This is a genomic window from Marinococcus salis (assembly GCF_054971365.1).
In genome coordinates this window covers 25,905-52,133 of the sequence record NZ_JBQOJB010000014.1, presented here as the reverse complement: position 1 = coordinate 52,133, position 26,229 = coordinate 25,905, and the positions used below count along the sequence as shown (strand labels likewise).

Here is a 26,229-nt window from a genome sequence, read left to right as displayed (position 1 = left end):
TAAAGGTTTTAGAGGGAGTTAGGAGTGTAGCAGGTATGGAGAAAATTGCCGTAGGAATGCTTGGATTTGGAACGGTGGGAGCCGGCGTGGCACAGCTGCTTGAAGAGCACAAACAAGAGCTTCAGCACCAGGTTGGTGCTGATGTGTTTTTAAAAAAAGCCCTGGTGCGTGATTTGGAAAAGCCGCGGACCGGCCAGGTGAATTTGCGGGAAGACCAGCTGACGCTGGAGGCGGATGAGGTGCTTGGCGACCCGGAGATACACACGGTTATTGAAGTAATGGGAAGCGTGGACCAGGCAAGAAAGTATATTACCCAGGCCCTGCAGGAGGGAAAAAGCGTCGTTACCGCAAATAAAGACTTGATGGCTCTGCACGGAGCGGAGCTGCTGAAAATCGCAGCAGATAACCACTGTGATTTGTTTTATGAAGCAAGTGTAGCCGGCGGCATTCCGGTGCTGCGCGGCCTTACGGAAGGACTGGCCTCTGACCGGATTACGAAAATGATGGGTATCGTAAACGGAACGACCAACTATGTACTGACGAAGATGAGCCAGGATGACCGGCCGTATCAGGAAGTTCTGCTCGAAGCGCAGGAACTTGGGTTTGCAGAAAGCGATCCTACTGCGGATGTCGAGGGCCTTGATGCTGCCAGAAAAGTAGCTATCCTGGCCAATCTTGGCTTTTCTATGAATGTGGAGCTTTCAGACGTTACGGTAGAAGGGATCACCTCCATTACAACAGATGACCTGGCTTACTGCCGGCAGATGGGTTATACGTTAAAGCTCATTGGCCTGGCCGAACGGAAACATGGAAAGGTGGAGCTGGCAGTACAGCCAATGATGCTGCCAAACGATCATCCGCTTTCTTCGGTACAAAATGAATACAACGCTGTATATATTTACGGGGAAGCGGTAGGAGAGACAATGTTTTACGGCCCGGGAGCCGGAGCGCTTCCAACAGCCACGGCGGTGGTCTCAGATCTTGTCACGTCTGTACGCAATATGCGCCTTGGTGTCAGCGGCCAGCACGTGGGAGAGCCGCTGAATGAAAAGCATATCAAGCCGGACAGTGAAGTGTTTTCAAAATACTTCCTCCGCCTGCACGTCAAGGACGCCACCGGTACCTTTGCAGCCCTTACTTCAATCTTTGCAGAAGAGGATGTGAGCTTTGAACGTCTGGTCCAGTGGCCGGTAGAAGGAATGGTAAACACCGCAGAAATTGTTATTATTACACATACCACATCACTTGATGTATACAAGCGGCTGCAACAGGCATTACACAGCCTTGAGGTCGTAATAGATATTAAAAGCAGCTACCGTGTAGAGGGAGGAAGCTAAATGAGTGCTTGGCAGGGACTTTTAAAGCAGTACAAAGATTTTTTACCGGTAACAGAAAACACGCCGGCGCTTTCCTTGAATGAAGGCAACACGCCGTTAATACCACTAGAACGCCTGTCGGAAGAATGGGGCGTGAACATTCATGTGAAAACAGAAGGCACCAACCCGACGGGCTCGTTTAAAGACCGGGGCATGGTGATGGCGGTAGCAAAAGCGAAAGAAGAGGGAAGCAAAGCCATTATCTGCGCTTCCACAGGAAACACCTCTGCAGCGGCTGCTGCCTATGGAACAAGAGCTGGTCTCCGCACGATTGTTGTCATTCCGGAAGGAAAGATTGCGCTCGGGAAGCTGGCTCAGGCTGTTATGTACGGAGCTGAAGTATTTGAAATCCAGGGCAACTTTGATAACGCGCTCGAAATCGTCCGGAACATCAGTGAAAAAGAACCAATTACGCTCGTCAATTCAGTGAATCCTTACCGGATTGAAGGGCAGAAAACCGCTGCTTATGAAGTCTGTGAAGCGCTTGGGAAAGCCCCGGATGCCCTTTGTATCCCGGTTGGTAATGCTGGAAACATTACAGCATACTGGAAAGGTTTTAAAGAGTACCATGAGCAGCATCAGACGGGCCTTCCGAACATGCTTGGCTTTGAAGCAGAAGGGGCAGCCGCCATCGTACGCGGCGAAGTCGTTAAAGATCCGGAAACGATTGCTACAGCTATACGTATTGGTAATCCGGCAAGCTGGGATAAAGCGATCCGGGTAACAGAAGAGTCAGACGGCCGTATTGACATGGTGACAGACGATGAAATCGTTGAAGCGTATCAGCTGCTTGCCAAAACAGAAGGCGTTTTTGCAGAACCAGCTTCCTGTGCGTCACTGGCGGGACTGAAAAAACAGATCGAAAGCGGGAAAATTAAAAAAGGTTCTTCGGTCGTCTGTGTTCTTACCGGGAACGGACTAAAAGACCCGAGTACAGCAATTGATAAAGTGACTGTGAAACCAACGGTTATTCCAAATAATGAGGAAGCATTTATGGAGCATATCAAGGGAGGAGTCGTTCGTGGCTGATAAAAGATTGTCGATCACTGTGCCGGCCAGTTCAGCGAATTTAGGACCTGGGTTTGATTCTGTGGGGCTAGCAGTCAACCGCTATCTTACGCTTTATATCGACCGGGCGGACGAGTGGGAATTTTTCTCGAATTCGTCTGAGCTCAGCGGTCTGCCAAACAAAGAGGAGAACCTTGTTTATCAGGCGGCTGTAGCCTATGCGGCTGAATACGAGGTGGAACTGTCCCCCTGCCGTGTAGAAATGGTAAGTGATATTCCACTCGCAAGAGGATTAGGGAGCAGTGCTTCGGCAATTATTGCTGGTATCGAACTGGCAGACGAAATGGGTGGCATGCATCGGTCCAAGGAAGAAAAGATGCAGTTCGCCAGCGGCTGGGAAGGACATCCGGACAACGTCGGGCCTTCACTGTATGGAGGCCTGATCGTCGGTGCATACGGGGAAGAAAAAACGCATGTAATGCACTGCGGTGTACCGGATGTGGATCTTGTGCTTGCGATTCCTGACAATGAGCTTTTAACAAAAGAAGCAAGAGGTGCGCTGCCATCCGAGCTTCCTTACGCAACTGCTATTCATGGAAGCGCCGTAAGCAATGTGCTGGTTGCAGCTATCTTAAAAGAAGACTGGAAAATGGCCGGGGAAATGATGGTACGGGACGTTTTTCATCATCCGTACCGTGCCGATATGGTACCCGGCCTCGAGGAAATGCTTAGCGGCATACGCCAGTATGGGGCCTATGGAGCAGCCTTAAGCGGCGCGGGCCCAACTATTCTCTGCTTTGTTCCAAACGGCAAGGGTGAAGAGGTGAAACGGGCGATCCAGGAAGACTATCCAAGCTTCCGTATAGAAACAGCCAAACCGGCGCCGTTTGGCTCGAGCGTACACTATGTTAATCAGCCGGCCTGGGTATCAAGTTCGGTTTAAAGCGAAAACCAAAGCATATAAAAAAGCTCAGGGCATTTAATGCCCTGAGCTTTTTGCGGTTACAGTCTATTAGAATACCTGTTCGAGTTCTTTAACACCCGGCACTTCTTCTAAAAGCGCGCGTTCGATACCAGCTTTCAGTGTAATTGTAGAGGAAGGGCAGGAGCCGCATGCTCCCATAAGGCGGACCATAACGATGCCGTCTTCAATATCTACAAGTTCTACGTCGCCTCCGTCGCGAAGCAGGAAGGGACGGAGCTTTTCAAGAACCTCCTGAACCTGTGCATGCATATCTTCTGTCGTTTGTGGCATGTTGATCTCTCCTTTCAATACTTTTATTATAAACCGTTGGGCTGTTATGTTCAAATGTCATCACGTATATATGCATTCTACTACGAACAAGTGCTGTTTGACAATCATTATCAACCGGGCATAAGAGATAGTGAAGAAAGCGCAGATATAGTATGATAAAGAAAAGGAGGCAGGCGTGTGATTGTGATAAAAGTTTATGGAGCGGAAAAGAAATGCCCGAGCTGCGTTAACCTTCCCTCCAGCCGTGAAACAGCAGAATGGCTGGAGGCTGCAATTCAGAGAAAATACCCGGAAGACACTCCTGAAGTAGAGCATATTGATATTGAAGACAGGAGTTCAGGGAAGGACCCCGTAGCGGAAAAAGTCCGGCAGGAAGAATACTTTTATCCGCTTGTTACGGTGAATGGAACCGTGGTAGCTGAGGGTAATCCGAGACTCAAGGTCATTTATAAAGAAATCGACAAAACAAAAGAGTACCGCTCAGACACCACTGCGAAATAGAAAAAAGGCTGGCCGAAGAGGGAGAACTTCAGGCCGGCCTTTTCAGCTGTTAACAGATTCAGCCCTGATTAATCATGGTCATTCTTTTTGCCATGACCAGTTTGTTCAGCAGAAGCTTCTTCGATAAGTCCGACAATATCCGTGTTATCCTTATAACCGGTAAAATGGTCACTGCCGGCGCCAGCGGCAAAGAATGGCACCATTTCTCCTGTATGGCCGCCGGTATCACTCTCTGCACGTATTTCGGTGTCAAGAGAACCTACACTGTAGTGATCGGCAATGATGGAGCCGATTTCCCAGCCTACCTGGTATTCTGGGTACACTTCCCCTTCATCGTCCTCAATATTTGCACGGAATGCTTCTAATTCATCATCTGTAATATCGATATCAGCGTACTCCGAGAACACCTGCTTAATGCTTTCATCAGTGTATTCGTCAGAGTCTTCCCGGGCTTCGAGCTGCTGGGCCATATATTCGGGCGATACTTCAATGTCTTTCAGGCCGTCCACATCCATCGATTCTGTGGCGGACATGCCAAGCGTCTCGTGATCGGAGAGCACAACAACAAGTGTATCATCGCGGTCTTCCGCCCAGGTAACGACCTGTTCCACTGTTTGGTCAAATTCGATCATTTCCTGCCAAACGCCTGTGGCATCAGCCGCGTGGGCAGCGTGGTCAATACGGGCCCCCTCGACCATCATAAAGAAACCATCCTCATCCTGAGAGAGTACATCGAGCCCTGCTTCCGTCATAGCCTGCAGGGAGGGCTCTTTGCTGTCGACGTCGTCTTTGTCAGTTTTATAATTCATATACGAATCATTAAACAGACCAAGCAATTTGTCCGGAGTGCCAACCTCCTCAAGCTCTTCTTCATTAGTTGCATACTCATAGCCGCTTTCCTGAAAATCATCCACGAGCCTGTCTTCGTTCTCTTCCTCATCAGCTCCGAAAAATTCGCCGCCGCCCCCAAGCAGTACATCGTATTTCTCTTCGTACTGCTGTTCGGCAATGTCCTCTTCACTTCCACGGTCAGCTACGCTTGCAGTAAATGAGGCTGGCGTCGCGTCTGTGACGGTATTGTTAGAAATTACGCCAACTTTTTTCCCGTCCTCTTGATAGTGATCTAGAATGCTGTCCACTTCATTGCCATCTTCATCGACACCGACACTTCCATTATTGGTTTTCGTGCCGGTAGCAAGGGCAGTACCGGCGGCAGCTGAGTCGGTTACATTATTGTCGGCAGAATGTGTGCTGGTCATACCCGTATGTTCGAGCGATTCCATGAACAATTCGCCTTCTTTGCCGTACTCAAGCGTTGAAGCGATTTCCATCTGTCCCATACCCATGCCGTCCCCGATCATCACTATCACATTTTCGGGGGCTTGGTCCCCAGAATTTTTACTGCTGTTTTCAATACCATTCTCATTGGCGTTATCATTTGCAGAACCACTTGCGTAAAGAAGCCCCCCTGAGCTGATGACCATTCCGGCAAGAACACCGACAGTTAATTTTCCATTAAAATGCATACTGACCCTCCCCATAATATTACACAAAATTTTATATTTTTTGAAATTTTAGTTAATAGTAAATGGAGAACGATACCTAGTCAATAGCATTACGTTTTTTTAATCCAATGTGCCTAAAAATTTCTAAATTTTTCATGTTATTCATGATTATTTACTTAGTGAAAACTAAGTTACGGTAACACAAAAAAAGCCTGCCACACGGGCAGGTCTTCTTTAAAGGTAATATAAGCCGTTAAATTGTTTATACGCCAGAGTGATTTTTGTACATCCAGAGCACGCCGCTTTTTAACAGCCGGGCTACACGGCCGGTAACTGCTGCTTTGGCAGTGCCGCCCATAACTCCAAATCCATGCTTTTTGCCTAAAGAACCGAGGGTTCCTTTAAGCTTGATCTCAGGCATTGTTTCCGGAAGAGATTCGTTCTTCCATCGTTTTTTCATAATCGTAGCAATTTGTTCCGCCTGGCCTTCAGCAAGCTGGGCGCTTGGTGCATGCGGCAGGCTGGCACAGTCTCCAACGATGAAAATATTTTCATCGTTTGTTAAATGATGGTGAGGGGTTAAAATGATGCGTCCCTTCCGGTCTTTTTCAGTATCAAGATCACGGATAATTTTGTTTGGCTGGATTCCTGCTGTCCAAATGATCGCTTCAGACTGAATCCAGTCTTCATGATTGTACAGGCCTTCTTCTGTTACCGTAGTAATGTCGGAATTACTGATTACTTCCACGTCGTGCTTTTCAAACCAGTTCTGTACATAGTTACTCAGGCGTTTTGGAAACATGGGCAGAATAGTTTCTCCGCGGTCGAACAAGCGTACGTGAAGATCAGCCCGGCTTTCCCGCAGCTCGCTCGCCAGTTCCACACCGCTGAGGCCTGCACCTACAATACTAACTGCTGCTTTTGGCGGAAGATTGCTGATGGCTTCGTACGTGCGACGCGTTGCTTCCATGCTCTGGATGCTGTAGGAATGCTCCTCTGCTCCAGGCACACCGTGAAAGTTGTCCACCGACCCGAGACCGGCAACAAGCTTGTCATAGGGAAGCGAGGAAGAATCAGACATAACGACCATCTGATTTTCCATGTCGATATGGTCGATTGTGCCAAAATGAATTTTTAAACGGGAATGATCCGGAAACGGAACACGTACGTCGTGGTCCGACTCAGTGCCGGCGGCAAGCGCGTAGTATTCCGTCTTCATACAGTGATACGGAAGTTTGTCTACTAATGTAATATCAACATCCTGGGGGAGGTCGCTCCCGAGTACGCGCTGGAGAAAACGCATCCCGCCGTAGCCCCCTCCTAATACGATAATTTTTTCCATTGTTTCTTGTCCCCCTTTGAGTAGCATGCTGTCTATACCCGCGTGGACCAGCTGCATAAAATGGTGAAGTAGTTCTTCGCGTTCGGTTTCAGTACCGATGGAAAGCTGGTAATAAAAATAGCTGTTAATAATGTGTGCCCATCGGTGCGGAGAAATAGAAGGATTTATTTCCTGCTGGCGGACCCCGCTCTCTAGAAGCTGTTCCCATGTGCTCAATAAAGCACTGTCATGCTCCACTACATGCCGCCAGATGTGCCTGGTCAGGGAAGGGTTCAGGTGAAAGTCCCCTAAAAAATAGCCGGCGTAGGCACGAATACGTGAAGTAAGAGTCATGCGCCGAACCTTATATGTTTGCATATATTCCTGTACCCTGAGCAGCCGGTCCTCTGCGAGTGCACGCATGATCGACTCTTTCGTGGGGAAATAATTAAAAAAAGTCCCCTTGGCTACTTCAGCAGAAGCTGTGATTTCCTGTACCGTTGTCTGCTCAAAGCCGTTTTCCTGAAATAAACGTACGGCTGCCTGCAGAATGCGGGAGCGTGTCTGCTCGCGTTTTTCTGTTCTTTTCATAAAATGTGCCCCCTCTGCGCAGCTAAAAGCGTCTGCAAAAATAGAAAAAATATAATAGAGAGAGAACGATTCGTTATGCAGCCAGTAAAAATGACTGCGGTCAATTTTGATTATAGAGAGGTACAGCTGCTTTGGCAACCAATTTTAAAAATATCAAACAATTTTGTGAACGGCTCATTCAAACGAATTGGTTGACGAAGCGGCCGCAGACGACTAATATAAACTCGTATAACCCGGGAAGAGGTGATGAAAGATGAGGCCGATTATTGAGTTTTGCATGAGTAATTTGGCGAACGGCTCTCACGGGGCAATGGAAGAACTTGAAAAAGATCCGAATCTGGATGTTATTGAAGATATATGCTTAGGCTATTGCGGCCGTTGCTCTATGAACATGTATGCACTTGTGAACGGGGAGCCGGTAGAAGGGGAAGATGAAAAAGACCTTCTTGCCAATATTTATACTCACCTTGAAGAAAACCCAATGTTTTAATGCAAAAGCGTCTTTCTGCAGAAGGGAAGGCGCTTTTTTTCTCAACGTTTAAAGAGGAGGAGAGAAATGGATATTATTCCGTTTGAAAATACATGGCCATACGATAGAACAGGCGAAGATATTTACATTAATGAATGTCCATACTGCGGCACGAGAAGCGTACTAACGCCAATGAAATTAAAAGATTTAGAATGGGCTAAAGAGGAAATAAAAACATATATCAATATGCCGTGCTGTCATAAGCGCATGCATATTGTGTTTGCAGATGAAGACTACTTCTGGACAACAGAGCCGCTGAGACGAAGGGAGAGAAAGTCATGAGATTTACAAAAATGCACGGACTGGGCAACAGCTACATTTATGTTGACGTATTTGAAGAAACGCTTGAAGAGCATGAACTGCCGAGGCTTGCCCGCCAGGTAGCCGATAAAAACAAAGGAATCGGCTCGGATGGGCTGATCCTGGTTGGGCCGTCGACACATGAAGATGTAAAAATGCAGGTGTTTAACGCGGACGGTTCGGAAGCGAAGAACTGTGGAAATGGTCTGCGCTGCACGGCAAAATATGCTTACGAACACGGGTATGTAAGTAAAGAACGTTTCACGATCGAAACACTCGGCGGCACAATGAAGGCCACTGTACACCCCGATAATACAGGACAGACGGTCAGTCTGGTGACGATTGATATGGGAGCGCCGAAGTTTAACTGGAGGGACATCCCTGTAAAGGGCACAGGAAAAAATGAGCTGGTGCTTGAAGCAGCAGGAAGCTCCTGGCAGCTGGCGCCTGTATCCATGGGTAATCCGCATGCAGTGATTTTCGTGGATGACGTGGAGCAGGCCCCGGTGGAAAAGGCAGGAGCGGAGCTGGAAACGCATGAAGCCTTTCCGGAAGGAGTTAACGTTGAATTTGTGCATATGCGCCGCAGCGATGTGATGGATTTCAGGGTATGGGAGCGCGGATCCGGTATTACACAGGCCTGCGGAACCGGCGCTTGTGCGGCAGTGGCAGCTGCAGTCGCAGCTGGGAAAAGCGAAAAAGATAAAGAAGTGACTGTACACCTTCCCGGCGGCGATCTGTACATTACCTGGCAGTCCTCGGGTAATATTCTCATGACAGGGAATGCTGAGGTCATCTGCACTGGAGATTATGAAACGAGACGGGCCTCGGTATAAAGAAAAAGAGAGCGGATGCCCGCTCTCTTTTTGTGTTTAATAAGATTTAACAATATTATAGAACGTATCCCGTTCCACCGGTGTTTTTCCAGCTGTTTTAATCAAATGGATTAATTCTTTGCGGGTGATGCCCTGGGACGTCAACGCGCCAACGGAGTGGGAAATTCGTTCCTCGATCAGGGTACCGTGAATGTCATCAGAGCCAAAGGTGAGGGCCATTTGGGTCAACTGGGCGCCGATGTTAATCCAGTACGCTTTAATGTGATCGAAGTTATCAAGCATCAGTCTTGAAATTGCCACGGTCCTCAGGTCATCGAATGCCGAGGTACGCTGGTGCAGGCCGGCATTGAGCTTGCGAGGCTGCATGGCCAGCGGGATAAAGACCATGAATCCGTTGGTTTTATCCTGAAGGGCGCGGACACGGTCCATATGAATAAGCCGTTCCTCCTTCGATTCAATTGACCCGTACAGCATGGTGGCGTGCGTACGCATGCCAAGATCGTGAGCGAGTTCGTGAGCTTCGAGCCATTCGAACGTCGTCGCCTTGTCCGGGCTCATTTTTGCACGGTAATTTTCAGTAAGAATTTCAGCGCCCCCGCCCGGAAGCGTGTCGAGGCCTGCCTTTTGCAGCTCTACGAGGACTTCGCGCATGCTGATTCCTGCATGGCGGGCGAAAAATTCGATTTCGGCCCCAGTATAAGCTTTAACCTTCGCCTGAGGGTAATGCTTTTTCAATACGCGCACAGTATTTAAATAATACTCAAAAGGCACATCCGTGTTGTGGCCGCCAACGATATGGAATTCGCGAATGTTATCATTCCAGCGTTTTTCAACGTATTCAAGCAGTTCTTCCTCATGCATTGTATACGCGCCTTCTTGGCCGGGCTTGCGTTTAAATCCGCAAAATGAACAGCTGGCTTCGCATACGTTGGTCGGGTTGATGTACATATTTTCGATAAAATAAACGTTATCCCCGTTTTTTCTTTCGTTCACCTCATTTGCCAACTGGGCCACGGTCAATAGGTCCGCTGTTTCATAGAGGTAGAGGCCGTCTTCGATGGATAACCGTTCTCCTTCTCGGACTTTGTCGGCAATGCGCTGCATGTCGGCGTCGCGATTCAAGGTGATCGCCATAATAATCCTTCCTTTCCGATGTACAAGAAATACTGTAAAGTCCAGCGGTCCTGCAGGCGGCTTCCGTACCGCCGTGCAGAGCCTTATCTGTGGTATAGGTATATAAAAGGTATGCTGCCAGGGAAAGACATCAAGCTAACAAGAATTTCCGGGGCTCAATTTCTTATTATACATCGTGGTATTCCGGAAGGAAAGTAACAACGCCCAAACCAACTTTTCTTCCTCAGTCAGAAGAAGCGGGGCCCGGGGAAGCGGAAGAGAAGTTCCATGCTTCTGGATAGAGCGGCATCCGCTCTGCCCGGTAAACAACCCGGCCGTCGCCTTTTTTAATGCCGGAAAGTTCGAGCTCGTATACAACGTTTTGCGTATCGCCGGCAGTTTCAACGACAGTAGCCTGGTAGCCGTCTTCTACTTTTTGATAGCCGGAGGTCAACAGGCGGTTGTTGGTTTCGTACAAAAAGTCAGCGTCCCCGACGACATTGGAAAAGAATTTCTTCCCCCGCTCTTCACCATAATTCCAAACGGTTTGCACGGTGCCTTCTTCTTCGTTGATCCGATATTGAATTCCCTGGCTGAAATCTCTGCTGAGGGAATCATCGCCGCGGGTAACTGCCCTGTTATTATCAAACAGCAGAACATCTTTCGTGGCGGGGTTATTATCCTGGTCCGGGAGTATCATCGGGGCGTGCTGGGCACCGGGATATTTTAAATTTTCGCTTTTGGGTTCGAGTACTTTATCTGCCATGCTTTCTGACCATCCCTCCGGGGCAGCAAGAATCCAGTTAATATTCATATCGGGATAGGTTAGGCTGAGCACGGCACTCTGATGGCGTCCGGATACAAGAATGCTTTTGTTTTCTTCGTCATACCAAATAGCGTTTTGATGCATCCAGTCACCGTCACTTTCGTTCGGCCCGGAATATTCTTCATATGCTTCAGAAGGGAAGATGTCTTTTAAATCAAGCGTTTCTACCGTTTCACCGGTGTTACGGTCAATTTCGACCATAGTATCCTCTTCGTAGGCATTGCTGTTATCGTGGACGGTAACTAAAAGATTGTTATTTGGCAGTTCGATGGCATCATGGTGAATTACGTTAGTGTCCTCGTAATTGGGCAAATTAATTTTATACTGGTGCTGGACTTTTCCAAGCATATCTGTCTCAAACAGATAATCATTGCGCTTGTCCGCTGACTCGGATGCCCCGAGCAGCAGGTTTCCATTGGAGAGACGCTTAAAAACAAAGCCTCCGGTACGGGAAGAATACCAGCGGATGTCTCCTTCTTCGTCCACGCCATAAACGTTGGATTTACCAGGGATTAAAAAGGTGAGCCCAGGCTCCATTTCCTCCGGGGAGCTTGTCACTATCTCCCGGTCATGAGCGGAGGCGAGAGTATCGCTGGTTTCTATAGAAACAGTATTCACCTGGACGTTTCCCTGCCGGTCTTCAGCTTCAATAGTAACTTCGTTTTCGGTACTTGGATACAGGCCAAGAACGGGTACCTCATGCTCCTGATTAAAGGCAGAGTATGTATGAGTGATATCCTGCGCTTCACTGCGGCTGGCTACGGTGACAGTAATACGGCTTGGCTGTTCAGTGCGGAATTTAGCCAGGGCAGTCAGCGGCGCCTCGCCGTAAGGGTCCTGTATGATCATTGGGTTATCAAAAGTATAGTTTCCGGCCATGTACTCCTGCTGCCACGATTTTTCCATTTTTTTCTGTTCTTCGATTAAATCAGTTTCGCTATTTGTCGTGGAAGCACTTTGGAAAACTGAAAAAGAAACAGTCTGATTTGTGTTTTCCGCAACAATAATCCATCCAACGCCAAGGGCAAGGATAAGTAGAGTCATGACTTTCAAAAAATCGCCTCCTTATTTTAATATTTCTATTACAAGTATAAGTAAAGCGCATGTATTTGCCCACAAAAACAACTGGATAAAAAATCAGAAGGGTAATATTTGAAGAACGGAGGAATAGAGTCTATAATATAAATGAGCCTCAGATACACAAAGGAGGAAACACTAATGTTAGTATTATCGGATGCAGCAGCACAGCGCGTGCTGGATATGATTGAAGAAGAAGGCGACAGTTCATTATATATGCGTGTAGGCGTAAAAGGTGGCGGGTGCACGGGCCTATCCTATGGCATGGGTTTCGATTCTACAGTAGAAGAAACGGATCAGGTACTTGAGATTAAAGGCGTTCCTATCGTTGTTGATAATGAGAGTGCTCCAGTTCTCCAGGGCGTAAACATTGATTTCAAAGAAAACATGATGGGCGGCGGCTTTACGATCGACAACCCGAACGCCATCGCCTCCTGCGGCTGCGGCGCATCGTTCAAGACCGCAACCAAGGAAGGCACACCGGAGAAATGCTAAGAGAGTAGTTTTGAAAAAGCAGCTGTGTATTGACAGCTGCTTTTTTTATGTTTCTCTGGTCACGTATAGGCACAATTTGTAAAATGTAGTGATAAGGGGGTGGAGTTATGAAAAGGCAAGCGATCTTTGTAGGAGTATTAAGCGCAATAATGCTGACAGGTTGTGGAAGCAGCTTATCAGACGAAGAACAGCAATACATAGAAGAAGTGGACGAAAGCGCCACAGAGCTTGAGCAGCTGGACACACATCTTACAGAAGCTGTAAACGCCGTAGAAGATGAAAAAGAAGGGGCAGGCGGAGAGCTTCAAAGCATGCAGGAAGATATCTTCGTCACGGCATTAGATAACGTTGAAACGATCAGCGTACCGGAGGGCGAAGATATGCAGGCAGTGTATAACGCTCACGTTTCCTATGCGAATCAATACGTATACGTTGCAGAAGAGTTAATGAGCACAGAGAACCTGGCCCAGTCGGTTGAAGAAAATATTAACCCGGTGCTTGAACAGGCGGAAAAGGAAAAGAACAATTTCGCTGAAACTGTGCAGAAAAAGACCGGAGAAGAAATCAGCTTTAAATAGCAAAAAAACGATCCCGGATGCGGATCGTTTTTTTATTAAAACATATGGGAACTGTGTCCCGGCTGAACTTTTGCCTTTGGATTAATATAATTCATTGCGTTGTTCACTGCCGTAGGAGCTTCCCCGAAGCCGGTAGCAATTAGTTTTACTTTGCCCTCGTAGGAAGTAACGTCCCCTGCTGCGTAGACGCCGGGGATGTTTGTTTCCATTTTTGTATTTACAACAATGGAATTTTTATGAATATCGAGTCCCCATTCTTTAATCGGGCCGAGAGAAGAAACGAAGCCGTAGTTGACGATCAGGGAATCAACGTCGACGACCTGCTCAACAGTACCTTTCACTTCTTCAAAAACGACCTGCTGAATACGTTCGCCGTCTCCGAGTACGTCTTTAACCTGAAATGGGGTGAGAATATCCACGTTCGACTGGTTAAGCTGTTCGACACTGTGCTCATGGGCACGGAATTTGTCCCGGCGGTGGGCGAGAGTGACGTCTGCGATTGGATCAAGCATATTTGCCCAGTCAACAGCTGAGTCGCCGCCGCCAAGAATAGTCACTTTTTCTCCGGCAAATGCCTGGAGATCGTTAACAAAGTAGTGAAGATTGGATTCTTCATATGGTTCCATGCCGTCAATTTGAAGTTTCCGTGGCTGGAAAGCGCCTACTCCAGCAGTGATAATAATAGTGCGGGTATAATGCACCCCTTTATCCGTATGAAGCTCAATCAGGTCATCTTCATTGCGGATGACATTTTCTACGCTTTGTTCAAGGACTACCTCCGGGTTGAAGGGATTCATCTGTTCAATTAAATTATCTACAAGCTCCTGGGCCCGGACTTTCGGGAATCCTGCCACGTCATATATAAACTTTTCCGGGTAGAGGGCAGCAAGCTGGCCCCCGAGCTGTGGCATGCTTTCAATGATTTTAACTTTAGCCTGGCGCATCCCTCCGTAAAATGCGGTAAATAAACCGGTAGGACCGCCGCCTATAATGGTCACATCGTATATATCTGACTCTAATACCACTAAGGTACACCTCCAAAAATCTTTTCAAATTTCATTCCATTATAATACTGATTGAGAAAAATAGAAACCAATTGAGAAATTGTTTCAAGAGTTACATTGTAACATAAGCAAAATCAATGCCAAGGGTATTCCCCTGCCGCGCTTGAGGGTAAGAGATGAAAAAAGGTGAAAATCGGGAAAAAGGTTGAAATATTACGGCAAAACCCATAATATTAAGTACGGGGTTTGTGTCTATTTTTTTACAAAATGCAACGCATTAAAAGCAGGTAATGAAGCAGGTTTTCCTTTATCTTAAAGAAAAACTGGTTTGATATAGTTATGTACGTGAAATAAATCACATACATGAGCTGCTTTTAACAAAATCTAAAAATGGAAGTGATTGACATGGCAGGGAAAACAAATATTGTTGTTTTAGGCGCTGGCTATGCTGGTCTCGTTTCCGCTTCGAAGCTGGCAAAAGAAGTAGGAACAGACAATGCAAACATTACGCTGGTCAGCAGGCACGATTATCATTACCAGACGACCTGGCTGCATGAGCCGGCTGCGGGAACACTTCACCATGACCGCACCCGCATTAAAATCAGCAAAATTCTTGATTTAAATAAAATAAACTTCGTTCAGGATGAAGCAACTAAGGTTGTTACAGAAGAAAAGAAAGTGACGCTTGCTTCCGGCGGCGAACTGCAGTATGACTACATTATTGTAGGCGTTGGTGCTATTTCTGAAACGTTCGGTATCGAAGGCGTCTACGAAAACTCCTACCACCGGTGGACAGTAGACGGGGCGCGCCAGATGAAAGACCGCATTGAATACATGTTTGCCCGCTATCACAGTGATGAAGCAAAAGAAGAAGATCTGACATTTGTTGTAGCAGGCGCCGGCTTTACCGGTATGGAATTTATAGGCGAGCTGAGCGAACGCGTACCTAAGCTTTGTAAAGAGTATGACGTGCCTCGCAACAAAGTCAAAATGTACGTCATCGAAGCGATGCCGACAGCTCTTCCAGGCTTTGATCCGGAGCTTGTAGAGTATGCGATGAATTTACTTGAAAACCGTGGAGTAGAATTCAAGCTCGATTCCCCGATTAAAGCAGTAACGGAAAACAGCGTGGAGCTGAACACTGGGGAATCCGTAAAAACGTCGACAGTGATCTGGGCAACTGGTGTTCGTGGCAATCCGCTTATCGAGGAGTCCGGATTTGAAAACAACCGTGCCCGGGTAAAAGTGGATGACGATCTTCGTGCTCCAGGCTACGAACGCGAATTTATTATCGGCGACTGTTCTCTTATTATCAATACAGAAATTGATCGCCCGTTCCCGCCAACAGCGCAAATAGCTCTCCAGCAAGGCGAAACGGCTGCTAATAACATTAAAGCATTGATAGAAGGGCGCCCAACAGAAGCTTTTGCTGCCGATATTAAAGGTACTGTAGCTTCTCTTGGTGGAAAAGAAGCCATCGGTGTTGTAGGCTCGAAGAAGCTTTATGGCCGTCCGGCGTTCTTCATGAAAAAAGTGATCGAAAATCGTGCTTTGTGGATTCTTGGCGGTTTTGGCTTCCTTCTTCGCAAAGGCCAGAACCCGTTTTAAACTGAATATAAGTTACAATATATAGAGAAAGTCCCCGGCATTCGTGCCGGGGACTTTCTCTATATATCATGCGAACCAAAAGCTGATCACACGATAAAAATCGCATGAGCAGCGAACGTGACAGCTACTCCGAAAATAGCTCCGAAAATAACTTCAATCGGCTGGTGGCCAAGCAGCTCTTTCAGTTCCTGGCGTTTTTCAGGTTCGCGTTTTTGCTGCCACGACCGGGCTTCTGTTACGAGGCGGTTAAAATCATTAACGAGCTGATTCAATACGGTAGCATGATAGCCCGCATGCCGCCGGACGCCGGTAGCATCAAACATTACAATAACGCCGAAAACGATGCAGATGGCAAAAAGATTCGAGTCAAAGCCCTGCTCAATACCGATGGCAGTAGATAGCGAAGTGACGGCTGCTGAGTGGGAGCTTGGCATACCGCCGGTGCTTGTAATAAGTGAAGCGTCCCAGGTTTTGGCAGCAATAAAACCAAGAGGTATTTTAATCGCCTGTGCTAATAAGATAGAAGATAATGCCACTAGGAGTGGGAAGTTCTGCAGTAATTCCATTCACGAACGTCCTTTCTGAATTTTGCAGTTAGTAAGGATAAGGAACCGCCCACATTATGATAAATATAAGTACAGGCAACAATATTTTATCATATGGCATTAGGTTCGTGGTGCCGAGGCTCAAAGAAAGCAGGAAAGAAATAGAGAAAAAGAGAGTCGAAAAGAAAGATTCAGCCCAGGAAAATTGCCATCTCAGAGGATTTTAGGACTAAAGCAGGCGTCAGCACGAATTAGTAAGGATTAGGTGCTAGTATATAAAGGAAGAAAGGGATAAAATGTACCTAAACCATTTGCAAGAAATGTATATGTTAAGTATACTTACACTAACTTATTATAAAAAAGTTCTATTTATACATATACTGTGAATGGCAGGTCTGCATCTAAATTAAATTGCGGCCATTATTTTTTAAAAATTGGAAAAAATGCAGAAATGGGTGTTTGAAAATTGAAAATATTCAAATGGCTTGATCTAGGTCTTAAGCGTACTGAAGAAGCAGTCCTATCGCTTGCTATCATAACGATAACGGTAATGGTGTCAGGCAATACCATCAGCAGGAACCTTGGCCTCGGCGGATGGGCATTTGCAGAAGAAATAAGTCAGATTGCGATTTATATGGCGACGTTCCTTGGGCTGGGCTACGTGGCCAGACAGGGCAGACACATTAGTATGACAGCGCTGTTTGATAATGTGTCGTACAAATACCGTAAAGCGTTAGCTCTTATTATTCCTTTAGTTACAGCTTTTGTGCTGTTTGCTCTGGCATATTACTCGTATGATTACGTATTGGCTTCACAAAACAGGGTCACCAATTACCTTAGGATTTCCTATGTATGGATGGTGGTATGGGCGCCTATTGGCTTTTTGTTGGGAGGTATTCAGTTTTTACGGAACTTCTGGGTAAACGTGAGAAACAAAGACGTATACATCGCAGCAGAACGAAAAGATTATGACACAGAGCAAGAAGCGAAAGAATCCAATCAACTATAAAATATACCGGAGAATGAGAGGAAACAATTATGCTTTTTACATTACTTGCGATAATGGTCATCTTTTTAGCTCTCGGTTTCCCTATGATGGTTCCATTGATTTTGGCTCCACTTGTGATTGTGCTGTTTTTCTTTGATGCAGTCGATCCATTTATTATGCTCCAGCAGATGCTTGAAGGAATATCAAGCTACGTGCTTCTTGCAGTTCCGATGTTTATTTTTGCAGCGGACATTATGTCGCAGGGACACACATCAAAGCGGCTGCTTGATTTTATTGGCGCTTTTGTCGGCCACCTCCGGGGTGGTTACGCGATTACGACCGCGGCCGCCTGCACAATTTTCGGATCGATTTCCGGCTCGACCCAGGCGACAGTAGTAGCGATTGGCGGGCCGATGAGACAGCGGCTGTTAAAAGTAGGATACAAAGACTCAACGGCTATTGCTTTTATTATTAACGCAAGTGATGTGGCGCTCTTGATACCACCGAGCATAGGGATGATTATGTATTCTTTAATCTCTGGCACGTCCCTTGGCGATATGTTTATTGCGGGCATTGGCCCGGGCCTTCTCGTATTTATTTTCTTTACTCTCTATGCATACATACATGCCAAAATTTACAGTATCCCGCTTGCAGCTAAAATTCCATGGAAAGAACGCGGAAAAATGACGTTTGATGCGGTCTTCCCTCTTCTATTTCCAGTTATTATTATCGGAGGAATTTATTCGGGCCTTTTTACTCCGACGGAAGCAGCGGCAATGGCAGTGGTGTACGCATTTATACTAGAAGTTATCGTCTACCGTACAGTGAAGCTAAAACAAATGTTCAGCATCGCTTTATCCTCGGGGCTTGTAACGTCGGCTGTTTTTATGCTGGTAGCCGGCGGCCAGGTGTTTGCATGGGTTATTCAGTTTGCCCGTATTCCGCAAATGATTACAGACACCTTCCTTGGCGGAGACCCGGGACCAATTTACGTTTTAATTATCGTATCCATTTTCTTCTTTATCGGCTGTATGTTTGTGGATCCGATTGTAGTTATTCTCATTTTGACCCCGATTTTCTACCCAGCCGCAATTCAGGCGGGAGTAGACCCGGTGCATTTAGGAGTCGTTATTACCTTCCAGGCAGCGCTTGGCTCCGCTACACCGCCATTTGGTGTAGATATATTTACCGCGAGTGCGGTGTTTAACCGATCGTACCTCGATACCATTCGGGGGACGCCCCCGTTTATTGTGATGATGCTCGTTATTGCAGTACTGCTTATAGCTTTTGAACCTATTTCAACGTTTTTACTCCCTGACAATTAACAGGGGGGCTGGATGAGGAAGGTGGTGGCGGATGGCCGCCTCTCCGACAGCCGGATCATTCGTTTTACTACTGATAAGGGGGAATTTGTACATGAAAAAGATAAAGCTTGGTTTGTTGACGGGGACAACTCTTTCTGCAGCAGCAGTACTCGCAGCCTGCGGTGGCGGCAGTGACGAAAGTGGTGGTGGCGGCAATGGTGAAGAAACATATGAATGGACCTTTGTGACTGAGGAAAACGAAGGCCAGGTACAGTACGAATATGCACAGGAATTCGCTGACCGGATGGATGAAAAGACAGACGGCCAGGTAACGATTGAGCCGGTGGAATTCGGCGGCCTCGGCAGTGAAGTCGACCAGGTGGAGCAACTCCAGCAGGGGGCGGTTGAAATGGCTGTGGTCTCTCCGGGATTTACTGGAACAATGGTAGAGGAAGGGCAAGTGTTCTCCCTGCAGTTTTTACTTCCAAATGATCAGGAAGACGTGCAGCAGGTATTGAATGAAAGCGAAGCATTAAACGATACGTTAGCTGCGAGATATGAGGAAGAAGACATTATGCCGCTCTCCTTCTGGAGTGAGGGAGCAATGCAGTGGACAGGAAATAAGGCAATTGAGTCTCCAGACGACTTCAATGGCTTTCAAATGAGAACGCAGAACTCTCCGCTGCTTCAGCAGACTTATCGTGAATACGGGGCAGATCCGCAGGTAATGAGCGCCGGAGAGCTTTACACTTCTCTTGATAACGGGACAGTGGACGGCCAGGAGAATCCATTGTTCTTTATCGAAGCTTCTTCTTACGACGAGGTACAGAGCCATTTGATGATTTCAAACCAGAATTCGTACGTAGCCATGACAACAGTGAACCCGCAGTTCTATAATGAACTTCCGGACGACTTGAAAGAAACCTTCGATGAGACGGTAACAGAAATGCAGGATTGGGTGTATGACGAACAGGTTGAGCAGAATGAACAGGCCCGAGAGACGATGACCAGTGAATCTGATATTGAACAAGTGGAATTGAGCGAGGAACAGCGCGCTGAATTCCGGGAAGTAACTATGCCAATGCGTGATTACTATGTAGAGGAAGTCGGCGGTGACGCTGAAGAAATTTTGACAACACTTGAAGGCGAAATCGAAGAAATTACTGGTGAATCAGCTGAATAACAGGCTTTTAAGGCCCGGCCAAAAGGCCGGGGCTTTTTTGAGCGGAATTGTTTAATTTGGAATTGTGTGCGGGAAACGATACAATGGGCACAAGAAAATAATAAAGGAGTGAACGTAACGATATGGCAAAAGTAGAAAGCTTTGAGCTCGATCATACGAAAGTAGTTGCTCCATACGTCCGTCAGGCAGGGGTTCAGAAGGTGGGAAGCGACGGCATCGTCACAAAATTTGATATTCGTTTCTGCCAGCCGAATGAAGATAGCCTCGAACCGCCAACGATTCATACGATGGAGCATCTGCTTGCCTTGAATATTCGCGAATATGCTGAAGACTATGACCACTTTGAAGTTATAGATCTTTCACCGATGGGCTGCCAGACAGGATTTTATCTGATCATGAACGGGGAGCCGGCGGTAAGTGAGATCATTGATATTCTTGAGAAAACGATGAAAGACGGCGTGGAAGTTACTGAGGTTCCTGCAGCTACTGAACTGCAGTGCGGTCAGGCGAAGCTTCATGACCTTGAAGATGCCAAGCAGGTATTCCGCAGCTGGCTCAACCAGGATAAATCTTCACTCGAACGTGTATTTGAAGCATAACGATAAAAATCCTTCCGGCCTTTGCTCCGGAAGGATTTTTTGTGATTTCCTGTACTGCTTGAATATAAGTAGGTAAAAAAGCTTCCGGACCCCCGGAAGCTTTTTTGTTTAGGAAGAATGAGAAGGCTGAGGAAGCTCCTGGGCTTCCTGGATGATTTTTTCCAGATCGTATTCGGTGCTGTCCCTTGTATCAGCTCCAAGAACCTTACTCATCAAATTGATTGCTTCTTCATTGGCCTGCATGCTGTTGGATGCGGTGCAGTCCTGCGGCACCATTAATTTATATCCACGCATATAAGCGTCGTTTACTGTGAAATGCACGCACATATTGCCGGCTACGCCCGCAAATATAATCGTCGTGACTTCCAGATTATTTAATAGTAATTCCAATGGAGTAGCAAAGAATCCCGAAAACTGCGGTTTGAGTATATAATAGTCATCATCGTCGGGAAGGATTTTTTCTACTACCGGTTTTCCTGGGGCGTCGTCGCGTCTGCAGTATTCCACCAGATCAGGAAAGTTACTCTGCCAGCGCCCGTAATTGTCGTTTACATAAATAACAGGGATGTCTTTTTCTTTTGCCTGTTTTTTTAAATTTTTAACACTCTCAGCGGCATCGAGGGCATGCGGGAGTAAATCGTCACTGTCCGGAAAATCCAGATCATTGATCATATCTAATACTACGAAAGCCACGCTGGACTGTTGGTTTACATGGGATTTTTCTTTTGCCATCTTATCGCCTCCATTGTTACTGATTCCTTTTTTGCTTCAAAATTAAAAGGCTTTTTTTAGATAAACTGAAGCCTTGTTTGAAAATTTTTGCGGAAAGCTTGATAATGTTTTATATACCAATAAAAAAAGTAGTGTAAAAGAGAAGGACATGTCGTTTAGTGTCCTCTCTTAGTGTACAATAGTGCACAGGAGATGTAATTCAAGGAGAGAGAAAGGGGCTGCCGTTCTTGAACGAAAAAGAATTGGAGATTCTGCATTTACTGGAACAGAACGCCAGAATGGATATTAAAACAATTGCCAAATTAATAGACCAGACCGAAGAAGAAGTAGAAGCAATGCTGAAAAAATTAGAGGAAAATAGAGTAATCGTTACGTATGCGACTGTCGTGGACTGGAGTAAAGTCAACAACCATGATGGCGTGACGGCAATGATTGATGTAAAAGTGACTCCGCAGCGGGGCGTTGGGTTCGATGAAGTAGCGGAAAGAATTCATCGTTTCCCGGAAGTCAAAGCTCTGTATTTAGTGTCAGGCACGTATGACCTGCAGGTGGTCATTGAAGGAAAAACGATGTCAGAAATCGCTTCGTTTGTTTCGGGAAAACTATCGGCCCTGGATTCGGTTATTTCCACGACGACCCATTTCCGGCTGAAAACGTACAAGCATGACGGAGTAGTGTTTGGTGACGACGATGAAGACCACAGAATGATGGTTTCGCCATGAATACTTCCTCGACCCAACAGCATAGACTGTCTGAGACTGTACAGCAGTTAAAGCCTTCAGGCATCCGGCGTTTTTTTGATTTAGCTTCAACGATGGATAACGTCATTTCCTTAGGTGTAGGGGAGCCGGATTTTGTCACTCCCTGGAATGTAAGGGAAGCAAGCATCGTTTCGATGGAAAGGGGGTTCACATCCTATACAGCAAATGCCGGCCTGATTGAACTCCGGAGGGCGGTATCATATTATCTCGAAAGTTCTTTTGACGTCTCGTATCATCCCGAATCAGATATAGTGATTACTGTAGGGGCAAGTGAAGGTATTGATGCAGTGTTTCGGGCGATCATTAACCCTGGGGATGAAGTAATTGTCGCAGAGCCCTGCTTCGTTTCCTACGCACCGATTATCACTATGGCCGGGGGAGTACCGGTGCCGCTTGAAACAACAAAAGAACACGATTTTAAAATTAAGGCTGGAGATCTCGAAGACCTTATTACTTCAAAGACGAAAGCGGTGCTTCTTTCATATCCGAACAACCCAACAGGGGCCCATATGTCGAAGGAAGAGCTGGAGCCGATTGTGGAAGTAATTAAAGACCACGATCTGCTCGCTGTATCGGACGAAATTTACGCCGAGCTCAGCTATGATCATGAGCATGCCAGCCTGCCCGCATTTCCTGGAATGCTCGAGCGTACAATTTTAATTTCGGGATTCTCCAAAGCGTTTGCGATGACTGGATGGAGAGTAGGGTATGTATGCGGTCCGAAGGATATCATGGCTGCAGTACTTAAAATTCACCAGTATACGATGATGTGTGCTTCTACGTCTGCCCAGTTCGGTGCCCTGGAGGCATTGAAAAATGGACGTGCAGACGTGGAAAGAATGGTGGCAAGCTACCGGCAGCGCCGCAATTATTTAGTTAAGACTTTTGCGGAAATGGGGCTCGAGTGCCACACGCCGCTTGGTGCTTTCTATGCGTTTCCTTCGATTGAAAAGCTGGGTATGGATGCCGAAACATTCGCCGAGGCGTTTCTGACGGAGGAACAGGTAGCGGTGGTTCCAGGAACAGTTTTCGGTTCAGGGGGAGAAGGGCATGTCCGCTGCTCGTATGCTACTTCGCTGGAGTCGCTTGTAGAAGCGATGGATCGGTTTAAACGCTTTATAGAACGGCACGGATAAGAAGTACAAACCGGCAGGTTTTCTCTGCCGGTTTTTTCATGTAAGGTGGAAGTATATCTATTCAGTTTAAATCATGAACAGAAGGGAAACTAACACTGGGGTTTACATACGTATGTTTTGTTCGTATAGAGAGGATGAATTTATTGAAAAACGCTATTAGACGCATGCTGCCGAAAAAAATTCGGCAGATGATGAGCATGTCTTACCGCCAGCAGTGGTATGAAATACGCTCGAGCTTGTGGGTGCTGCCGGCTATTTACATCATGCTCGCGGCCATACTTTCCGTAGCGGCCTACTGGGCAGAATTCGGCCTGCAGCCGGCGTTCAATTCGCTGCCGGTGTTTTCGACTGAATATAGTCTGGCTCAGACGATGTACAGCACGATGCTCTCGGGTGTACTCACCTTGAACGCTTTTACATTTAACTCGATACTCGTCGTGCTGACGAGCTTTTCGGGTCAGTTCACGCCAAGAGTGCTTTTTAACTTTATTGCTGACCGAAGGACCCAGCACTCGATCGGGATTTTTAACCTATGTTTCTTTTTTCTCCTGTTTGTATTCTTTTTCCTTGATTCAAGCATGAGTGAATACGTGATTTTCCCTATCTCCGGTGTCATAATGACTTCTATTTCCGTTATTAACTTTATTTTGTTTATCAACCATGCGACGAAATGGATGCAGGTATCAAGTATTACAAATTCTATGAAGGAAGAATCGCAGCTGCGTATTTTAAATACGCTCGTGTATGACCTTGAACCGTACCGTCCGCAGGATCCAGACCGGGTTTTTCGCGAAAAAACGCACGGTGAAGCTCATGTAGTGGCCAGTGAACGGACCGGTTTCCTCCAGGTGGTGGATTTCGGTAAGCTGATACGAGAAGCCAGAAAAGATGGGATCGTTATTCAAATGGAGCGGCGCGTTGGTGATTTCGTAATGGAAGGAATTACGTTATTTAAATACTGGAAAACGGACAGCAGCGCAGACATGGCTATCAATGAACAGAAATTCCGTCAGTTCTTATACCTGGGCCACAGCAAAACGGAAGTGCAGGACCTGGAATTCGGTATCCGGAAATTGACCGAAATTGCGATCAAGTCGATTGGGAACGATGAGCCCATGACTGCCCAGGATGCCATTTACCAATTAACAGACCTTTTGTTTTCAATTTCCAAAGTTACAAAATTCACCCCGTATTTAACGGATGATGATGAAACGCTACGCCTGATTATGCAGAATGAAGAATTTTCCTTTTATGTATACTCAGCCTTCAGCCATATCGCCTCGTACTCTGAAAATGATCCGGTTGTGACAAACAGCCTGCTTGAGGCGTTAGTGATTTTATCAAAAGCGTTGAACACGAAAGATAAAAACTGCTGCTGGCATTACGGAAAAGTAATTGCACGCGGGTTTACCGGCCAGTTTAAATATGATTATGACCAGTTGAAATTCGTGAACAATATTGAAGCTCTTTCGGAAAACTCGGATGACAAGGAATCATTTCGGAGCTTTGTCCGCGATTTCATTGACCGCGGCGTTATTCAGGAGAAGCATATTCCCGAACGTCAGTATAAAGATTAAAAAAGCAGCCCGCGGGCTGCTTTTTTAGGCTCCTGTGAATAGGCCGATAAGGGAGTTGATGAAAACGATAATGATCGCAACGGGAGCAATATAGCGAATGACAGTAAACCAAACAAGGAATAGGCCATTTCCCATTGCGGATCCGCGCATTACTTCATCACGAAGATCTGCCTTCTTCATTTTTAACGGAAGAAAGAGAGACACGATCAATGCACCGAGAGGGAGCAGAAAATTGCTTGTCAGAATGTCGATTGAATCGAAAAATGTGTTGCCAAAAATAAGCCAGTCAGACAGCAGGCCGTATGACAGGTTCGATGGTATGCCGAGGTTGAAAATTAATATACCGACGATCCAGGCTGTCCGGCCGCGACTGTCCGGTCGTTTATAAGACACAGAGGATACGATGATTTCGAGCAGTGAAAATGCCGAAGTCAACGTGGCGAATACAAGCAGGAGCATGAAGAGCGTAAAGAATAGTGAACCGAGCGCGAGCTGCTCAAATACAGCCGGCAGTACAATGAAAATCAAGTTTGGACCGGCATCCGGAGGGATATCAAAAGCAAACACTCCCGGAAAAATAGCAAGACCGGAAAGCAGTGAAATAATAATTGTTAATACGACAATGGAAAACGCTGAGTTGATGAGACTCTTTTCTTTTGGAAGATAAGAGCTGTATGTAGCCATCACAGAGTTACCAAGACTAAGCGAGAAGAACGCCTGGCCGAGGGCGAATAGAATTGTAGTGCCTGTCACTGCGCTGAAGTCGGGCTGCAAAAAGAAAGCAATCCCTTCCCCGGCTCCTTCAAGGGTGAGCGATCGAATGACAATCACGATAAACAAAATAAACAGTGCAGGCATCATCCAGTTGGTGGTCCGTTCGATGCCTTTACGCACACCGCCCTGCACGACAAGAATCGTAATCAGCATAAAAGCAAGATGAGCGATACCTACTTCCCATGGGTTGGAAATAATTGAACCGAAAAGGGCTTCGTAGTCTGTGCCTCCACTTGCAAGGCCGCCAAGGCTCCGGACAAAGTAAATAATAATCCATCCCCCGACAACGGAATAAAAAGATAAAATTAAAATAGCGCAGATCATGCCTATAATACCGTTGAAAAACCATGGAGTATTCGGTGCAATGGTTTTATAGGCGGGAACCGGCGGCTTCTGGGTACGGCGCCCAACAACAAATTCAGCTATTAATAAAGCGGTCCCGAGAATGAGTGTAAAAGCAACGAAAATCAGAAAAAAAGCCCCGCCGCCACTGGTTCCTGCGACATACGGCAGACGCCATACAGCGCCCAGGCCAATAGCAGAGCCGGCTGCTGCTAATACGAACCCAAGCCTCGTCCCCCACTGTTCACGTGGTTGGCTCATGTTAGGATCCTCCTTAAAATTAATTTATTCCTTTAAAGTACCGAACATGCGGGACTTTTGTCAAGAAGAGGCCACGAGTTTATCGATTGCCGAATCCCGAAAAT

Annotated in this window: 26 protein-coding genes and 1 pseudogene; 17 read left to right on the top strand and 10 right to left on the bottom strand. The window is 46.6% G+C overall.

Translation table 11 applies throughout. The annotated features are described in order from the left end of the window. Positions 1-35 precede the first annotated feature (35 nt). From ACTTK6_RS11975 to thrB, 3 genes are read left to right on the top strand one after another with little or no spacing between them, the layout of a single operon-like run. On the top strand, positions 36-1,337 hold the full coding sequence (locus ACTTK6_RS11975; protein WP_462833529.1) for a homoserine dehydrogenase: 1,302 nt from the start codon (positions 36-38) through the stop codon (positions 1,335-1,337). Further along, the gene (gene thrC / locus ACTTK6_RS11970) at positions 1,338-2,405 is read left to right on the top strand and encodes a threonine synthase (protein WP_462833528.1); all 1,068 of its coding nucleotides are present in this window, start codon (positions 1,338-1,340) and stop codon (positions 2,403-2,405) included. Then, positions 2,398-3,327, top strand: coding sequence for a homoserine kinase (gene thrB, locus ACTTK6_RS11965; protein ID WP_233133419.1), 930 nt, complete (start codon positions 2,398-2,400; stop codon positions 3,325-3,327). The genes thrC and thrB overlap by 8 nt, the downstream gene beginning before the upstream one ends. A 69-nt stretch (positions 3,328-3,396) precedes the next feature. Here thrB and ACTTK6_RS11960 read toward each other — a convergent pair whose 3' ends face one another. Then, complete coding sequence (locus tag ACTTK6_RS11960) at positions 3,397-3,639, bottom strand: NifU family protein (protein WP_022793950.1); 243 nt, start codon at positions 3,637-3,639, stop codon at positions 3,397-3,399. Between the two features lie 177 nt (positions 3,640-3,816). On the opposite strand from ACTTK6_RS11960, the gene ACTTK6_RS11955 reads away from it, so the two are divergent. Continuing rightward, a complete protein-coding gene (locus tag ACTTK6_RS11955) occupies positions 3,817-4,140 on the top strand; it encodes a DUF1462 family protein (RefSeq protein WP_094908771.1) in 324 nt (107 codons plus the stop codon). A gap of 68 nt (positions 4,141-4,208) precedes the next feature. Here the strand turns inward: ACTTK6_RS11955 and ACTTK6_RS11950 are convergent, their stop codons facing one another. The 3 genes and pseudogenes from ACTTK6_RS11950 to ACTTK6_RS11940 form a co-directional block, all read right to left on the bottom strand. Beyond that, positions 4,209-5,666, bottom strand: a complete 1,458-nt coding sequence (locus tag ACTTK6_RS11950) for an alkaline phosphatase (protein WP_462833527.1) — start codon at positions 5,664-5,666, stop codon at positions 4,209-4,211. A gap of 241 nt (positions 5,667-5,907) precedes the next feature. Next, positions 5,908-6,987 (bottom strand): NAD(P)/FAD-dependent oxidoreductase, encoded by a 1,080-nt coding sequence (locus ACTTK6_RS11945; RefSeq protein WP_371862275.1) that lies wholly within the window; start codon positions 6,985-6,987, stop codon positions 5,908-5,910. Between the two features lie 402 nt (positions 6,988-7,389). Further along, a pseudogene (locus ACTTK6_RS11940) lies at positions 7,390-7,557 on the bottom strand (TetR/AcrR family transcriptional regulator); the annotation flags it as partial. Positions 7,558-7,810: 253 nt separating this feature from the next. Here ACTTK6_RS11940 and ACTTK6_RS11935 point away from each other — a divergent pair. The 3 genes from ACTTK6_RS11935 to dapF all read left to right on the top strand — a co-directional run bounded on the left by ACTTK6_RS11935 (position 7,811) and on the right by dapF (position 9,222). Continuing rightward, a complete protein-coding gene (locus ACTTK6_RS11935; protein ID WP_022794141.1) occupies positions 7,811-8,047 on the top strand; it encodes a YuzB family protein in 237 nt (78 codons plus the stop codon). A gap of 66 nt (positions 8,048-8,113) precedes the next feature. After that, positions 8,114-8,368 carry a hypothetical protein gene (locus ACTTK6_RS11930; protein WP_462833526.1) on the top strand — a complete coding sequence of 85 codons (255 nt, stop codon included), beginning with the start codon at positions 8,114-8,116 and terminating at the stop codon, positions 8,366-8,368. Then, complete coding sequence (gene dapF, locus ACTTK6_RS11925; RefSeq protein ID WP_094908772.1) at positions 8,365-9,222, top strand: diaminopimelate epimerase; 858 nt, start codon at positions 8,365-8,367, stop codon at positions 9,220-9,222. Before ACTTK6_RS11930 ends, dapF begins: the two co-directional genes overlap by 4 nt. Positions 9,223-9,258: 36 nt before the next feature. On the opposite strand, the gene mqnE is transcribed toward dapF, so the two are convergent. Then, complete coding sequence (gene mqnE / locus ACTTK6_RS11920; protein ID WP_094908773.1) at positions 9,259-10,356, bottom strand: aminofutalosine synthase MqnE; 1,098 nt, start codon at positions 10,354-10,356, stop codon at positions 9,259-9,261. A gap of 223 nt (positions 10,357-10,579) precedes the next feature. After that, the gene (locus tag ACTTK6_RS11915) at positions 10,580-12,205 is read right to left on the bottom strand and encodes an aryl-sulfate sulfotransferase (protein ID WP_244897381.1); all 1,626 of its coding nucleotides are present in this window, start codon (positions 12,203-12,205) and stop codon (positions 10,580-10,582) included. A 174-nt stretch (positions 12,206-12,379) separates the two neighbouring features. Between ACTTK6_RS11915 and ACTTK6_RS11910 the strand changes: the two genes are divergently transcribed. Further along, on the top strand, positions 12,380-12,733 hold the full coding sequence (locus tag ACTTK6_RS11910) for a HesB/IscA family protein (protein ID WP_079475565.1): 354 nt from the start codon (positions 12,380-12,382) through the stop codon (positions 12,731-12,733). Between the two features lie 107 nt (positions 12,734-12,840). After that, on the top strand, positions 12,841-13,311 hold the full coding sequence (locus tag ACTTK6_RS11905) for a hypothetical protein (protein WP_079475566.1): 471 nt from the start codon (positions 12,841-12,843) through the stop codon (positions 13,309-13,311). Between the two features lie 35 nt (positions 13,312-13,346). On the opposite strand, the gene ACTTK6_RS11900 is transcribed toward ACTTK6_RS11905, so the two are convergent. Next, on the bottom strand, positions 13,347-14,336 hold the full coding sequence (locus ACTTK6_RS11900; RefSeq protein WP_079475567.1) for an NAD(P)/FAD-dependent oxidoreductase: 990 nt from the start codon (positions 14,334-14,336) through the stop codon (positions 13,347-13,349). A 384-nt stretch (positions 14,337-14,720) separates the two neighbouring features. On the opposite strand from ACTTK6_RS11900, the gene ACTTK6_RS11895 reads away from it, so the two are divergent. Beyond that, on the top strand, positions 14,721-15,923 hold the full coding sequence (locus ACTTK6_RS11895) for an NAD(P)/FAD-dependent oxidoreductase (RefSeq protein WP_244897360.1): 1,203 nt from the start codon (positions 14,721-14,723) through the stop codon (positions 15,921-15,923). A gap of 86 nt (positions 15,924-16,009) precedes the next feature. Here ACTTK6_RS11895 and ACTTK6_RS11890 read toward each other — a convergent pair whose 3' ends face one another. Next, positions 16,010-16,489: a divergent PAP2 family protein gene (locus ACTTK6_RS11890; protein ID WP_079475569.1), complete on the bottom strand. Its 480-nt coding sequence runs from the start codon at positions 16,487-16,489 to the stop codon at positions 16,010-16,012. A gap of 445 nt (positions 16,490-16,934) precedes the next feature. Between ACTTK6_RS11890 and ACTTK6_RS11885 the strand changes: the two genes are divergently transcribed. The 4 genes from ACTTK6_RS11885 to ACTTK6_RS11870 all read left to right on the top strand — a co-directional run bounded on the left by ACTTK6_RS11885 (position 16,935) and on the right by ACTTK6_RS11870 (position 20,542). Next, positions 16,935-17,477, top strand: coding sequence for a TRAP transporter small permease (locus ACTTK6_RS11885; RefSeq protein WP_079475570.1), 543 nt, complete (start codon positions 16,935-16,937; stop codon positions 17,475-17,477). A gap of 29 nt (positions 17,478-17,506) precedes the next feature. Beyond that, positions 17,507-18,781: a TRAP transporter large permease gene (locus ACTTK6_RS11880; protein ID WP_079475571.1), complete on the top strand. Its 1,275-nt coding sequence runs from the start codon at positions 17,507-17,509 to the stop codon at positions 18,779-18,781. A gap of 91 nt (positions 18,782-18,872) precedes the next feature. Then, positions 18,873-19,943, top strand: a complete 1,071-nt coding sequence (gene dctP, locus ACTTK6_RS11875; RefSeq protein WP_462833524.1) for a TRAP transporter substrate-binding protein DctP — start codon at positions 18,873-18,875, stop codon at positions 19,941-19,943. Between the two features lie 122 nt (positions 19,944-20,065). Then, positions 20,066-20,542 carry an S-ribosylhomocysteine lyase gene (locus ACTTK6_RS11870; RefSeq protein ID WP_094908777.1) on the top strand — a complete coding sequence of 159 codons (477 nt, stop codon included), beginning with the start codon at positions 20,066-20,068 and terminating at the stop codon, positions 20,540-20,542. A gap of 108 nt (positions 20,543-20,650) precedes the next feature. Here the strand turns inward: ACTTK6_RS11870 and ACTTK6_RS11865 are convergent, their stop codons facing one another. Beyond that, complete coding sequence (locus tag ACTTK6_RS11865) at positions 20,651-21,274, bottom strand: cysteine hydrolase family protein (protein ID WP_079475574.1); 624 nt, start codon at positions 21,272-21,274, stop codon at positions 20,651-20,653. Between the two features lie 227 nt (positions 21,275-21,501). Here ACTTK6_RS11865 and ACTTK6_RS11860 point away from each other — a divergent pair, with 227 nt between their 5' ends. From ACTTK6_RS11860 to ACTTK6_RS11850, 3 genes are all read left to right on the top strand, one after another. Beyond that, the gene (locus ACTTK6_RS11860) at positions 21,502-21,996 is read left to right on the top strand and encodes an Lrp/AsnC family transcriptional regulator (protein ID WP_143745416.1); all 495 of its coding nucleotides are present in this window, start codon (positions 21,502-21,504) and stop codon (positions 21,994-21,996) included. Continuing rightward, on the top strand, positions 21,993-23,171 hold the full coding sequence (locus tag ACTTK6_RS11855) for an aminotransferase (RefSeq protein WP_079475575.1): 1,179 nt from the start codon (positions 21,993-21,995) through the stop codon (positions 23,169-23,171). Before ACTTK6_RS11860 ends, ACTTK6_RS11855 begins: the two co-directional genes overlap by 4 nt. A 143-nt stretch (positions 23,172-23,314) precedes the next feature. After that, a complete protein-coding gene (locus tag ACTTK6_RS11850; protein WP_179124064.1) occupies positions 23,315-24,748 on the top strand; it encodes a DUF2254 domain-containing protein in 1,434 nt (477 codons plus the stop codon). 24 nt (positions 24,749-24,772) lie between these two features. On the opposite strand, the gene ACTTK6_RS11845 is transcribed toward ACTTK6_RS11850, so the two are convergent. Continuing rightward, on the bottom strand, positions 24,773-26,125 hold the full coding sequence (locus ACTTK6_RS11845) for a sodium-dependent transporter (RefSeq protein WP_462833523.1): 1,353 nt from the start codon (positions 26,123-26,125) through the stop codon (positions 24,773-24,775). Positions 26,126-26,229 lie beyond the last annotated feature (104 nt).

Excerpts from the sequence above, each read along its gene's own strand:
- ACTTK6_RS11975 (WP_462833529.1), top strand. The coding sequence starts at position 36 with ATGGAGAAAATTGCCGTAGGAATGCTTGGATTTGGAACGGTGGGAGCC.
- thrC (WP_462833528.1), top strand. The coding sequence starts at position 1,338 with ATGAGTGCTTGGCAGGGACTTTTAAAGCAGTACAAAGATTTTTTACCG.
- ACTTK6_RS11960 (WP_022793950.1), bottom strand. The coding sequence starts at position 3,639 with ATGCCACAAACGACAGAAGATATGCATGCACAGGTTCAGGAGGTTCTT.
- ACTTK6_RS11950 (WP_462833527.1), bottom strand. The coding sequence starts at position 5,666 with ATGCATTTTAATGGAAAATTAACTGTCGGTGTTCTTGCCGGAATGGTC.
- ACTTK6_RS11945 (WP_371862275.1), bottom strand. The coding sequence starts at position 6,987 with ATGGAAAAAATTATCGTATTAGGAGGGGGCTACGGCGGGATGCGTTTT.
- ACTTK6_RS11935 (WP_022794141.1), top strand. The coding sequence starts at position 7,811 with ATGAGGCCGATTATTGAGTTTTGCATGAGTAATTTGGCGAACGGCTCT.
- ACTTK6_RS11930 (WP_462833526.1), top strand. The coding sequence starts at position 8,114 with ATGGATATTATTCCGTTTGAAAATACATGGCCATACGATAGAACAGGC.
- dapF (WP_094908772.1), top strand. The coding sequence starts at position 8,365 with ATGAGATTTACAAAAATGCACGGACTGGGCAACAGCTACATTTATGTT.
- mqnE (WP_094908773.1), bottom strand. The coding sequence starts at position 10,356 with ATGGCGATCACCTTGAATCGCGACGCCGACATGCAGCGCATTGCCGAC.
- ACTTK6_RS11915 (WP_244897381.1), bottom strand. The coding sequence starts at position 12,205 with ATGACTCTACTTATCCTTGCCCTTGGCGTTGGATGGATTATTGTTGCG.
- ACTTK6_RS11910 (WP_079475565.1), top strand. The coding sequence starts at position 12,380 with ATGTTAGTATTATCGGATGCAGCAGCACAGCGCGTGCTGGATATGATT.
- ACTTK6_RS11905 (WP_079475566.1), top strand. The coding sequence starts at position 12,841 with ATGAAAAGGCAAGCGATCTTTGTAGGAGTATTAAGCGCAATAATGCTG.
- ACTTK6_RS11895 (WP_244897360.1), top strand. The coding sequence starts at position 14,721 with ATGGCAGGGAAAACAAATATTGTTGTTTTAGGCGCTGGCTATGCTGGT.
- ACTTK6_RS11890 (WP_079475569.1), bottom strand. The coding sequence starts at position 16,489 with ATGGAATTACTGCAGAACTTCCCACTCCTAGTGGCATTATCTTCTATC.
- ACTTK6_RS11880 (WP_079475571.1), top strand. The coding sequence starts at position 17,507 with ATGCTTTTTACATTACTTGCGATAATGGTCATCTTTTTAGCTCTCGGT.
- dctP (WP_462833524.1), top strand. The coding sequence starts at position 18,873 with ATGAAAAAGATAAAGCTTGGTTTGTTGACGGGGACAACTCTTTCTGCA.
- ACTTK6_RS11870 (WP_094908777.1), top strand. The coding sequence starts at position 20,066 with ATGGCAAAAGTAGAAAGCTTTGAGCTCGATCATACGAAAGTAGTTGCT.
- ACTTK6_RS11865 (WP_079475574.1), bottom strand. The coding sequence starts at position 21,274 with ATGGCAAAAGAAAAATCCCATGTAAACCAACAGTCCAGCGTGGCTTTC.
- ACTTK6_RS11855 (WP_079475575.1), top strand. The coding sequence starts at position 21,993 with ATGAATACTTCCTCGACCCAACAGCATAGACTGTCTGAGACTGTACAG.
- ACTTK6_RS11845 (WP_462833523.1), bottom strand. The coding sequence starts at position 26,125 with ATGAGCCAACCACGTGAACAGTGGGGGACGAGGCTTGGGTTCGTATTA.